Origin of the sequence: Arthrobacter sp. NPDC056886 (assembly GCF_042788715.1) — a bacterium.
In the GTDB taxonomy this organism is placed as follows: Bacteria; Actinomycetota; Actinomycetes; order Actinomycetales; family Micrococcaceae; genus Arthrobacter.
In genome coordinates this window covers 177,405-189,686 of record NZ_JBHUBT010000003.1, presented here as the reverse complement: position 1 = coordinate 189,686, position 12,282 = coordinate 177,405, and the positions used below count along the sequence as shown (strand labels likewise).

At 66.7% G+C, this 12,282-nt stretch carries 8 protein-coding genes; 1 reads left to right on the top strand and 7 read right to left on the bottom strand.

The window, feature by feature from the left end; genetic code table 11:
* Positions 1 to 26: 26 nt before the first annotated feature.
* The 4 genes from ACFRJ8_RS06655 to ACFRJ8_RS06640 form a co-directional block, all read right to left on the bottom strand.
* Positions 27 to 1,163 carry a GuaB3 family IMP dehydrogenase-related protein gene (locus tag ACFRJ8_RS06655; RefSeq protein ID WP_377985336.1) on the bottom strand — a complete coding sequence of 379 codons (1,137 nt, stop codon included), beginning with the start codon at positions 1,161 to 1,163 and terminating at the stop codon, positions 27 to 29.
* A gap of 129 nt (positions 1,164 to 1,292) precedes the next feature.
* Positions 1,293 to 3,143: an ABC transporter ATP-binding protein gene (locus ACFRJ8_RS06650; protein WP_377985335.1), complete on the bottom strand. Its 1,851-nt coding sequence runs from the start codon at positions 3,141 to 3,143 to the stop codon at positions 1,293 to 1,295.
* 82 nt (positions 3,144 to 3,225) lie between these two features.
* Complete coding sequence (gene guaB / locus ACFRJ8_RS06645) at positions 3,226 to 4,737, bottom strand: IMP dehydrogenase (protein WP_377985334.1); 1,512 nt, start codon at positions 4,735 to 4,737, stop codon at positions 3,226 to 3,228.
* Positions 4,738 to 4,999: 262 nt separating this feature from the next.
* Entirely contained in the window at positions 5,000 to 7,096 is a 2,097-nt protein-coding gene (locus tag ACFRJ8_RS06640; protein ID WP_377985333.1) for an acyltransferase family protein, read from the bottom strand.
* A gap of 203 nt (positions 7,097 to 7,299) precedes the next feature.
* Here ACFRJ8_RS06640 and ACFRJ8_RS06635 point away from each other — a divergent pair, with 203 nt between their 5' ends.
* On the top strand, positions 7,300 to 8,268 hold the full coding sequence (locus ACFRJ8_RS06635) for a DUF389 domain-containing protein (RefSeq protein WP_377985332.1): 969 nt from the start codon (positions 7,300 to 7,302) through the stop codon (positions 8,266 to 8,268).
* Between the two features lie 261 nt (positions 8,269 to 8,529).
* Here the strand turns inward: ACFRJ8_RS06635 and groL are convergent, their stop codons facing one another.
* The 3 genes from groL to ACFRJ8_RS06620 all read right to left on the bottom strand — a co-directional run bounded on the left by groL (position 8,530) and on the right by ACFRJ8_RS06620 (position 12,250).
* Positions 8,530 to 10,140, bottom strand: a complete 1,611-nt coding sequence (groL, locus tag ACFRJ8_RS06630; protein ID WP_079550210.1) for a chaperonin GroEL — start codon at positions 10,138 to 10,140, stop codon at positions 8,530 to 8,532.
* 81 nt (positions 10,141 to 10,221) lie between these two features.
* Positions 10,222 to 10,518: a co-chaperone GroES gene (gene groES / locus ACFRJ8_RS06625; protein WP_018773735.1), complete on the bottom strand. Its 297-nt coding sequence runs from the start codon at positions 10,516 to 10,518 to the stop codon at positions 10,222 to 10,224.
* A gap of 1,297 nt (positions 10,519 to 11,815) precedes the next feature.
* Positions 11,816 to 12,250, bottom strand: coding sequence for an LPXTG cell wall anchor domain-containing protein (locus ACFRJ8_RS06620; RefSeq protein ID WP_377985331.1), 435 nt, complete (start codon positions 12,248 to 12,250; stop codon positions 11,816 to 11,818).
* Between the last annotated feature and the right edge of the window lie 32 nt (positions 12,251 to 12,282).

Sequence of the window (12,282 nt, the reverse complement as noted above, 5' to 3'; positions counted from 1 at the left end):
GGGCCAAACAACCGCCAGCTTGGGGTTCAGTTGCCGGCGTACGGCGAGACGACGACGTCGACGCGCTGGAACTCCTTCAGGTCCGAGTAGCCCGTGGTTGCCATCGAACGGCGCAGCGCGCCGATGAGGTTGGAGGTGCCGTTGGTGTGGTGGCCCGGTCCGAACAGGACCTCTTCGAGGGGGCCCACCGTTCCGACGTTGACCCTGTCGCCGCGGGGCAGTTCGAGGTGGTGGGCTTCCTGGCCCCAGTGCCAGCCCTTGCCGGGGGCTTCGTCGGCGCGGGCCAGGGCGCTGCCCAGCATCACGGCGTCGGCGCCCATGGCGATGGCCTTGACGATGTCACCGGAGGATCCCATGCCGCCGTCGGCGATCACATGGACGTAGCGTCCGCCGGATTCGTCCATGTAGTCGCGGCGGGCGGCCGCGACGTCGGAGATGGCGGAGGCCATCGGCGAGTGGATGCCCAGGGCGCGGCGGGTGGTGGTGGTGGCTCCGCCGCCGAAGCCGACCAGCACGCCGGCGGCACCGGTGCGCATCAGGTGCAGGGCCGGGGTGTAGCCGGCCGCTCCGCCGACGATCACGGGGACGTCGAGTTCGTAGATGAACTGCTTGAGGTTCAGCGGCTCGTGGTCCTTGGAGACGTGCTCGGCCGAGACCGTGGTTCCGCGGATGACGAAGATGTCGACGCCGGCGGCCAGCACGGTCTTGTAGTGTTCCTGCGTGCGCTGCGGGGTCAGGGAACCGGCCACCGTGACGCCGGCGGCGCGGATCTCGGCGAGGCGCGAGGTGACCAGCTCGGGCTGGATCGGCGCCTGGTAGAGCTCCTGCATGCGCCGGGTGACGGCGGGACTGTTGGTCTCGTCCGCGAGGCCGCCGATCTCGTCCAGCACGGACTGCGGGTTCTCGTACCTGGTCCAGAGGCCTTCGAGGTCGAGCACGCCGAGTCCGCCGAGGCGGCCCAGGGCGATGACGGTTTCCGGCGACATGGCCGAATCCATCGGCGCCGCGATGACGGGCATCTCGAACTTGTAGGCATCGATCTGCCAGGAGACGGAGACGTCCTTGGGGTCACGGGTGCGCCGGTTGGGGACGATCGCAATGTCATCCAGGGAGTAGGCACGACGCCCACGCTTGCCTCGGCCAATCTCAATCTCGTAAGTCACTGCTCTAGGTTATCCCAGCGGACGCGGGGCGCCGCTTCGGCGTACTGCGGCGTCATGCTGTGGCGCCGCGGACGGCGCTGGATTTTCCTCGGACACGTTGCCGGAACCACCAGCACCGGGCCGCTCCCCTCACTCGCCGCTGACGTTCTCGGCATCCGGGACGGTCAGCTGGGACTCGAACATCCGGAAGTAGCGGCCGCGAAGCGCCACGAGTTCCTTGTGGGTGCCTTGTTCCACGATGCGGCCGTCCTCGAGCATGTAGACCACGTCGGCCTTCTCGATCGTGGCGAGCCGGTGGCTGATGGCGATGATGGTGCTGCTGCGGTCCGCGAAGAGCCGCGTGAAGATCCGATGCTCGGCCAGCGCGTCGATGGCCGACGTCGGCTCGTCCATCACCATGAAGGAGGCGTTGCGGTAGAAGTTCCGGGCCATCGCCAGGCGCTGCCACTGGCCGCCGGAAAGCCCGGAGCCCTTCCGGCCGCGCGGGTCCTCCATCCAGTTGCTGACGTGGTTGTCCAGGCCGTTGGGCAGTTTGTTGATGAATTCGAGGGCTTCGGCATCCGCGGCGGAGCGCCGGACCCGTCCGTCGTCGCGGGGCGAATCGACATCGCCGAAGAAGATGTTCTCCGCCGCGGTGGCGAACTCGTACTTGAGGAACTCCTGGCTGAGCACCGCCAGGTGCCGGTGCCAGGATGTGACGTCGACGGCGGCGAGGTCGACGCCGTCGAGCATCACCTGCCCGGAATCGGGGCGGTACAGCCCGGCCAGGATGCGGATCAGGGTGGACTTGCCGGCACCGTTCTCCCCCACGATCGCGATGTGCTGGCCCTGCCTGATGGTCAGCGAAATGCCGCGGATCACTTCCAGTTCGCTGCCGGTGTAGGTGAAGCGGATGTCCCGCAGTTCCACCGTTTTGGGCGCCTGCAGCAGGGGCGGGGCGTGGCCGGACTGCACAGGCATCGCCATGAAGAGCTCGTAGTCCTTGAGGTTTGCCAGGTCCTCGTCGATCGAACTGAGCGAGGAGACGAGGTTGTTGGCGGTGGACAGGGCGCGGCTGACAATCTGCTGGACGTACAGGAACTGCCCCACCGGCTGTGCGTGCGCGATGATCTGGCCCACCACCCAAATCAGGGAGACCACCTCGGCGCCGTACTGCAGGGCATCGGCCGCGAGCTGTTTGGGAATGTAGCGTTTCTGGAAGTCCAGCCGGCGCTTTTCGTCGGCGTCCCGCAGACTGGAGCGCAGCCCCATCAGGTGGCCGACGATTCCGTAGAGCCGCATCTCGGCGATGTGCTGCGGGCGCAGCAGGTTGGTTTCGATCATCCTGCGTTGCCTGCGGGAATCGACCTGGGTGTTCCAGTGCGCGATCTGTTCGCGGGAGAGCTTGAACTGCAGGTAGACGCTGGGCACGATCGCGACCAGGACGATCACGGCGATCCACCAGCTGACCAGCAACAGCGCGCCGATAGCCAGGAGCACGGAAACGAGCTGCGTGAAGATGGCGGCGATCCGGTCCAGGACGCGGGCATAGGAATCGGAGAAACGCTTGGCCCGGTCGTACAGGTCCACGGTCTCTTTGTCGTCGTAGCGCCAGAAGTCCAGGGTCAGGAAGCGCTCGTACATGAGATCCCCGACGATCGCGCCGACCCGGAAGCTCATGAGTTGCTGGATGTAGCGGTCCACGCTGCTGAACGATCCCCAGAAAAGCCCGAGCGCCGCGGTGATGATGACGTAGACGATCGCCTGCCCGCCGGCGGCGGCGTCGCCCGCGTAGGCGGCCGCCAGCGCCGTGGTGGTCAGTGCGGCGAAGTAAGTCGTGACCAGCGGCAGCAGTGCCGAGATCAGCGAGCCGAGGACTTTCATGACGACGGCGGCGGGTGAGGCCCGGAAACTCACGCGCAGCACCTGTGCCACGGCTTGGGCGTAGGGCTTGAGCGCGAGCTTGCGTTTGGGCGCACGTGCCGGCAGGAGTTCGGACATGCCTCCAGCCTAGTTCCGGGCGCAGACACGAACAGGCCGTGAGGAGAAGTCCCCACGGCCTGTTCGCTGAAGTTCCGGCGGTTTAGCGCGACCCGTAGTTCGGGGCTTCGACCGTCATCTGGATGTCGTGCGGGTGCGATTCCTTGAGCCCGGCCGCGGTGATGCGGACGAACTTGCCGCGCGCCTTCAGCTCGGCCACGGTCGGGGCGCCGGTGTAGAACATGGTCTGGCGGAGGCCGCCGACCAGCTGGTACGCCACGGAGGACAACGGACCGCGGTACGCGACCCGGCCCTCGATGCCTTCCGGGATGAGTTTGTCATCGCCGGAGACGTCGGCCTGGAAATAGCGGTCCTTGGAATAGGACGTGTTCTTGCCGCGGGTCTGCATGGCGCCAAGGGAGCCCATGCCGCGGTAGCTCTTGAACTGCTTGCCGTTGACGAAAATCAGGTCGCCCGGGGATTCGTCGCAACCGGCCAGGAGGGAGCCGAGCATCACGGTGTCGGCGCCGGCGACGAGCGCCTTGCCGATGTCACCGGAGTACTGCAGGCCGCCGTCGGCGATCAGCGGGACGCCGGCGGGAATGGCGGCTTTCGCCGACTCGTAGATGGCGGTGATCTGCGGGACGCCGACGCCGGCCACCACGCGGGTGGTGCAGATGGACCCGGGACCGACGCCGACTTTGATGCCGTCGGCACCGGCGTCGATCAGTGCCTGGGCACCTTCGCGGGTGGCGGCCTGGCCGCCGATGATGTCCACGTGCGCCGCGACCGGATCGGACTTGAGCCGCCGGATCATCTCCAGCACACCCTGGGAGTGGCCGTTAGCGGTGTCCACGAAGAGGGCATCTACGCCGGCGTCGATGAGCGCCATGGCGCGTTCCCAGCCATCGCCGAAGAAGCCAATCGCCGCGCCGACGCGCAGGCGGCCTGCGTCGTCCTTGGTGGCGAGCGGGTACTGCTCGGCCTTGGTGAAGTCCTTGGTGGTGATCAGGCCCTTGAGCCGGCCCTGCTCGTCCACGAGCGGGAGCTTCTCGATCTTGTTCGTGGCCAGCTTGTGCGAGGCTTCCTCGCGGCTGATGCCGACGTGTCCGGTGACGAGCGGCATCTTGGTCATGACGTCGCTGACCAGCCGGAGCGGGAAGTCAGATTCGGGCACGAAGCGGGTGTCGCGGTTGGTGACGATGCCCAGCAGCCGGTTGCCCTCGTCCACCACCGGGAGACCGGAGACGCGGTAGCGTGCGCAGATCTCGTCCAGCTCGGCCAGCGTGGCCTCGGGGCCGATGGTCAGCGGGTTGGTGATCATGCCGGATTCGCTGCGCTTGACCCGGTCCACCTGGTCGGCCTGGTCGGCGATGGAGAGGTTGCGGTGTACGACGCCCAGGCCGCCCTGGCGTGCCATGGCGATGGCCATCCGGGACTCCGTGACGGTGTCCATCGCGGCGGAGAGCAGCGGGGTCTGGACCGTGATGCGCTTGGAGATCCGGGAGGACGTGTCCGCTTCCGAGGGGATCACGTCGGTGTGGCCGGGCAGGAGCAGGACGTCGTCGTACGTCAGGCCGATGAAGCCGAAGGGATTGTGTTCGGGCTGGGTCATGAGTGCGCCTCTTACCTTGGGTTACGGGGTTCACGGGTAGGGGTTGCAACAGATGACCAGCCCGTCATTACGGGTCTGGTCTGTGCAGAAGGTTATGCAGAAGGTCGTGCAGAAGTCCTGCATAAATAGTAGAACCTTGGCGGCGATAGCCATATTCCGGGGCAGTAATGTGCGGCTTCAATGTGAGCCGAACCATGCCCGCAGGGCTCCCCCGCCCGGCGGGACTGGCTTCCTACGGGCCCGGCCGCCCGGCCGGGCCGGCCTATTTCCAGCCGGTGGCGGCGAGCAGCCGCTTCTCGAACATGGGGATCATGGTCTGGACATAGGTCTTGGTCAGGTGGTTGTCGTCCTTGTAGACGTAGACGTTGCCGACCACCGCGGGGCAGGTTCCGTTGGCGCAGATGAAATCGCTCATGTCCATCAGGGCCAGCCTGGGCACCTGGCCGCGGTACGCGTCAAGCGGCGAGGACCCCGCGAGCGATTCCTGCTGCGGCACGTTGCATTCCGCCGCGTCCTCGCCGTTCTTCTGGACGCACTCGGGCATGTTGATGTTGAAGCGGGGGTTGTCGCGGATGCCCACCACGTCCATGCCGGCGTCGGTGAAGGGTTTGATGCCCTCCAGGTACTGCGGCACTTCGGTCTCGAACGGCGCTTCCTTGTGGGTCAGGGACGCAACCGTGAAAACGGCGTCGGGCCGGTGGTCCAGGACGTACTGTGTGCTGGCCCTGTTGAAGGCGTTGCAGTCCGCGTCCCGCTCCGGGGACTCCCCGCCGAAGCGGCAGTTGCCCTTCAGGAGGGTGACCACTTCCCAGCCGTGGCTCTTCGCGATGGGGCCCAGGGCCGCCATGTACTGCTGGGCGTGCGAGTCACCGAGCACCACGATCCGCTTGGTGACCTTCTCCGGCTTGTTGTTCTGCAGGCAGCCCTGCAGCAAGGGGTCGCTGGCGACGTTGCCGTCCGTGCACAGCCCGTCGATGTCAGCCCACTCGTTCTTCATCGCGGCCGGCGCGGGGATGATTTTCGCTTCCGGAGTGGGTTTTCCGGCGTTTTCCGGTGCCAGGGCGGCCGCTCCGGGGGTCAGTTCCTTGGGCTGGGACGCCGCCTCGGCCTCGTCGGCGACGAGCTGGCTCTGCCACACGGCAACGGGACCGGCCAGCAAGGCACCGCAGGCGGCAATCACGACGGCGGTCCGCCAGGCGCGGCGCTTGGGCCAGTGCCACTCGCGCAGCGGCTTCTCGACGAAGCGGGTGGTGAGCACGGCCAGAACGACGGACGCGGCAACGATGCACAGCCCCTGGAAGAGGTTTGGCGCCGTGATGCCCGCCCCGGCGAGGGCCAGGACCAGCAACGGCCAGTGCCAGAGGTAGAGCGCATAGGAGTTGTCCCCCAGCGCCACCAGGGGTTTCCAGGTCAGGAAGCGGTCGACGCCGAACCGGCTGCCGCTTTGGCCGGCGGTGATGATCGCGGCGGCCGCCAGCGTGGGCCACAGCGCGATGAATCCGGGGAAGGAACGGTCCACGGTCAGCAGCAGCCCGCAGGAGAGCATGGCCGCCAGCCCGGCCCAGCCCAGTACGACGCGCAGGATCTTGCCCGGCTTCAGGTACGGCAGGGCGAGGGCCAGGAGCGAGCCGAGGGCGAACTCCCAGAGCCGGGCGCCGGTGTCGAAGTAGGCGTGGGCCTGGTTCGACGTGGTCTGCTGAATCGAGTACGCGAGGGACACGGCGAAGATGGCGCCGAAGGCCACGGCCAGCAGGGACCGGTATCGCAGCAGCGCGTGGTCCTGGCCGGTCCCTCGGCTGAGCAGGCGACGGAGCAGTCGGGAAAGAAGGGCCGTGCCGGCGAAGATGAGCGGCCAGAGCACGAACACCTGGCCCTGGATCGAGAGTGACCAGAAGTGCTGGAGCGGGCTCGCGCCCGAATGGTCCTGGGCGTAGTAGTCCACGGCGCTGTCCGCCAGGAGCCAGTTCTGCCGGTACAGCAGGGAGGCCCAGGCCTGCTCGAGGACGTCGGGCCAGCGGCTTTGCGGCAGGATGGCCCAGGTGCCGGCGAGGACGCCGAGGATCACCACGACGACGGCGGGCAGCAGGCGTTTGAGCAGATGCAGCCAGTGGCTCAGCAGCCGGAGCGGCGCGCCGCTTTCGACTTTCCGCGTGAAGCTGAGGGTCATCAGGAATGCCGAAATGAGAAGGAAGATGTCTACGCCGCCGGAAACCCGGCCCAGCCACACGTGGTACGTGACCACCATGAGGACCGCGAGGGCGCGCAGGCCCTGGACTTCGGGGCGGTAGCTCGATTTTCGGCTCGCCGGAGAACCTGCGTCCGCCCTGGGCGGGGTGGCGATGGTTCGCTCGCTCGACACAGATAACCCTTCCGGCCAGTTTCCAAAACATCAATGTTACCGAAACGTAATTTTCTTGGCCAATCGCCGGCGCCCGCCGGGCCCCCGGAAAACCTGGCAGGGAGCCTCCACGCGCCCGGTTGCGGCGTACTCGCGGAGCCCGGACCGGCGGCGTCGGGTGCGGCGCGGAAGCTAGGCTGGGACGAGTCTGAGGAGGCCGCCAAGTGATCGTGCAGCTGCGCATTTGTGTCCCGGGAGAGTTGTCCGGAGTTGTTGTCGAAAGTTGTACGAGTCACGTCGGCGTCTCGGAAGTCGCGCTGGCCACGGGTGCTTCCGTCCTGCCGCCCGGGGACGTTATCCAGGTCCTGCTGGCGCGCGAATCCGTCGAGGGGCTCGTGGAGAAGCTCCACGTCCTCGATGTCCAGCAGCGCGGATCGATTTCGGTCCTCGAGCCGGACCTCGTGCTCTCAGACCGGGCCGACCGGGCGGAGGCGGAGGCGCCGGGTGAGGGCGCCGACGCCGTGATCTGGGACGAGGTGTCGCGGCAGACCGGCGAGGATTCGCGCCTGACGTGGAGTTTTCTGGCCTTCCTGGTCCTGGCGACCCAGCTGGCGGCCATCGGCATCGTGACCGACTCCACCATTGCGATCGTCGGCGCCATGGCCGTGGGCCCGGAGTTCGGCCCGCTGGCTGCGCTGGCCGTGGCCCTGGTCCGGCGCGAGCGGCGGCTCGGACGCGACGCGGCCGTGGCCCTCGGCGTCGGCTTTCCCGTGGCGATGCTGGCTGCCGCCCTGGCGGCGTGGCTGTCCGTGCCGCTCGGGCTGTTTCCCAGTGACGCGCTGAACCGCGGTTCAGCGGTTGAATTCATTTACCATCCGGGCCCTTACTCACTGATCGTCGCCGTCCTTGCCGGCATTGCCGGGATGCTGTCGGTCATCAGCCGGCGCTCTGCGGCGCTGATCGGGGTGTTCATTTCGGTCACCACAGTGCCGGCGGCGGGGTTTGTGGCTGTGGCGCTGGTCCTGGGCGAGTATCAGAAGGCGGCCGGCTCCGCCCTGCAGTTGTTCCTGAACCTGCTGGGAATCGTGGTGGCCGCCGTCGGGGTTCTCATCTTCTACCGGCTGGTGACCAAGCGGCTGTCGCCGGACGCCGCACTGCGGCTGCGGCGCAGGGCGGACGGTTCACGGCGTTGACGGCCGGGCGTTAGGACCCGACGGGTGTGGGACTGCCGGGCCGACCGACCGGACCCGCCGGGCCCAAGGGACTGCAGGAATGGGGCTGCCGCAACCAGAGACCGGCGGAATGCCGGACTGCCGGAATGCCGGGGTGTTCGCGCCAGCATCCGGGCAATTTGTAGCCGGAACCCTGCAGACGCGCGGCAGAACCCCGGCAGAGTCCCGAAAGACAAAAGGACGGCCCGGCAAGATGCCGGACCGTCCCTGTGCGGGCGGAGCCTAGTGCTTGTGCCCTGCGTGCTCGTCTTCGTCAGCCGGCTTTTCGACCACGAGGGTTTCCGTGGTGAGGACCAGTGCCGCGATGGATGCCGCGTTGCGCAGAGCCGCACGCGTCACCTTGACGGGGTCGATCACGCCGGCGGCGATCAGGTCTTCGTATTCGCCGGACTTGGCGTTGAAGCCCTGGTTCACGGCGGATTCGGCCACCTTGGCAACGACGACGTAGCCGTCGAAGCCGGCGTTCTGCGCGATCCAGCGCAGCGGCTGGGTCAGGGCGCGGCGGACGATGCCGACGGCCGCAGCCGCGTCACCTTCGAGGGCCTGGACGGCTGCGTCCTCGTCGAGCGCCTTCAGCGCGTGGATGAGGGCGGAACCGCCGCCTGCCACGATGCCTTCTTCGAGGGCAGCGCGGGTCGAGGACACAGCGTCCTCGATGCGGTGCTTCTTTTCCTTCAGCTCAACCTCGGTGGCAGCGCCAACCTTGATCACGCCGATGCCGCCGGCCAGCTTGGCCAGGCGTTCCTGCAGCTTTTCCTTGTCCCAGTCCGAATCGGTCCGGGTCAGCTCGGCGCGCAGCTGGGCAACACGGGCGGCGACGTCCTCGGCCGAACCGGCGCCGTCGACGATCGTGGTGTTGTCCTTGGTGACCGTGATGCGGCGTGCGGTGCCAAGCACCTCGAGGCCAACGGTGTCCAGGCTCAGGCCCAGCTCCGCGGAGACAACCTGCGCACCCGTGAGGGTCGCGATGTCCTGGAGCATGGCCTTGCGGCGGTCACCGAAGCCCGGCGCCTTGACGGCGACGACGTTCAGCGTGCCGCGGATGCGGTTGACGATGAGCGTGGACAGGGCCTCGCCCTCGACGTCTTCGGCAATGATGAAGAGCGGCTTGGAGCTCTGCAGCGCCTTTTCCAGCAGCGGCAGGAAGTCCTGCACCGAGGAGATCTTGCCCTGGTTGATCAAGATCAGGGCGTCCTCGAGGACGGCTTCCTGGCGTTCTGCGTCGGTGACGAAGTACGGGGACAGGTAACCCTTGTCGAACTGCATGCCCTCGGTGAGGACCAGCTCGGTCTGCGTGGTGGAGGATTCCTCGATGGTGATCACACCATCCTTGCCGACCTTGCCGAATGCCTCGGCCAGGAGCTCGCCGACCTCGTCGCTCTGGGCGGAGATTGCGGCTACGTTGGCAACCTGCGTGCCTTCAACCGGGCGCGCGTTCTCCAGCAGGCGGGCGGCGACGGCCTCGACCGAAACCTCGATGCCACGCTTGATCTCGCCCGGCGCGGCGCCTGCCGCTACGTTGCGCAGGCCTTCCTTGACCAGGGCCTGGGCCAGGACGGTGGCGGTGGTGGTGCCGTCACCGGCAACATCGTTGGTCTTGGTGGCGACCTCCTTGGCAAGCTGCGCGCCAAGGTTCTCGTAGGGGTCGTCCAGCTCGACTTCACGGGCGATGGTCACGCCGTCGTTGGTGATCGTGGGGGCGCCCCACTTCTTGTCCAGTACGACGTTGCGGCCGCGCGGGCCCAGCGTGACCTTGACGGTGTTGGCGAGCTTATCGATGCCGGCTTCAAGCGACCGGCGGGCAGCGTCGTTAAACGCAAGCTGCTTTGCCATGGTTTTGTCCTTTCAAGACAGAACCCCGCGCAACTGATCCATACAATGCGTAAGGATCGGCTGCGCGGGGGTCCAAGAGAGTTACTTTACGACGATCGCCAGAACGTCGCGGGCGGAGAGCACGAGGTACTCGGTGCCGCCGGTCTTGACTTCGGTTCCACCGTACTTGGAGTAAATGACGACGTCGCCAACGGCAACGTCGATGGGAACGCGGTTGCCGTTGTCATCAAAGCGGCCGGGGCCTACTGCAACAACTTCGCCTTCCTGCGGCTTCTCCTGTGCGGAGTCCGGGATAACCAGGCCGGAAGCCGTGGTCTGCTCGGCTTCGAGCGGGCGGACAACAATACGATCCTCAAGAGGCTTAATAGAGACCGACACTCGGACCTCTCCTTTTCGTCAGAAAATTCGTGGACTATGAAGCGCTGATGCCAAGGCGCACAGACCGTCGTCGCGGTGCCGGCAGCATGCCTGGCGGAACGCGCTTCATGTATTAGCACCCTCCTAGGGAGAGTGCTAATGACGACTCTATGTAAATGGTTAGCACTCGGTCAAGGCGAGTGCCAGAAATTCGTTCGGGGTGAACATTTCCCCCGGTGGGACATGCCCATTCTTTGCCGCGGCGAGGGGACACTTGGGCCTCATGCTCACGGCCCGCGCTGAGCGATTGACATGTCCTCCGGGGTGCGGTTCAGGGCCGCCCGGTGGCACATGCTCACTCCTGGCACGGAGTAATGGACATGCTCAACGAGTGCCGGTGGGCCATAGGAACATGCCCAATCTTTGCCCCGACGAGAGGACACCTGGGCATCATGCTCTCTGTCTGCGCTGAGCAATGGACAGGCTCAAGCGGTTGCGGGCTGCTCGGGAGGACATGCTCACTCTTGGCGCCGAGCGACGGACTTGCTCAGCGGATTCGGGCTGCCCGAGGACATCCTCACTCTTGATGCTGGACCACGGGCATGCCCAACCAGTTCAGGCGAGGCAAAGGAACATGCCCAATCTTTGCCCCGACGAGAGGACACCTGGGCATCATGCTCTCTGCCTGTGCTGAGCAATGGACATGCTCAAGCGGTTGCGGGCTGCCCGGGAGGACATGCTCACTCTTGGCGCCGAGCGACGGACATGCTCAGCGGATTCGGGCGGCCCGAGGACATGCTCACTCTTGATGCTGGACCACGGGCATGCCAACCAGCGCAGGCGGGGCAATGGAACATGCCCAATCTTTGCCCCGACGAGAGGACACCTGGGCATCATGCTCTATGTTGGCGCTGAGCGACGGGCATGCTCAGCGGTTGCGGGCTGCGCTGGAGGACATGCCCAGTCCTGGTGCTCAGCGACGGACATGCCCAGCGGATTCGGGCTGCCCGAGGACATGCTCACTCTTGATGCTGGACCGAGGGCATGCCCAATCAGTTCAGGCGGGGCAAAGGACCATGCCCAATCTTTGCCCCGCCGAGAGGACACCTGGGCATCATGCTCACTCTTGGCGCCGAGCGACGGACATGCTCAGCGGTTGCGGGCCGCCCGGGAGGACATGCCCAGTCCTGGCGCTGAGCGACGGGCATGCTCAGAGGGTGCCGGCTGCCCGGGAGGACATGTCCACTCCGTGTGCCGAAGGGTGGGCATGTCCCGGGGACCGTGATCGCGTGACCGCGTGGCTGTCGCTAGCGCGCGCCTACTGGCCTGCGAGGTCTTCGAAGTCCACGTCCTGGCCGTCGTCTTCGTCCGTGTTCCGGCCTTCGTCGTTCCGGTGCCGGTACACCAGCACGCCCCCGGCGGCGGCCAGCAGGACTCCTGCAATGAGGAAGATGATGCCGCCGAGCCGGGCGGCAGCATAGGTGTCCCGGATGGCCCGGGCCTCGTCCGTGGCGTCCTGGACGTTCTTGCCGCCCACGGAATACACGGTGGCGTTGAAGGAATCGAGGAAGAAAATGATCACCAAGAGGGCGATGCTCACGACGGCGATCACAGCGCCGGCGATTAGTGCCGGCCGGGCGTACCGGGCCAGCCCCTGCGGGCTCCGGCGCCCCTGCCCGGCGTCGTCGTTCCCGGCCGCGCCCTGCCCGGTTGTGTCCGCTGAGGTGCTGTCGCCTGTGCCGCTGTCTTCCATCCGTCAAGCCTAGCCCCCGTGGTCCGGTCACA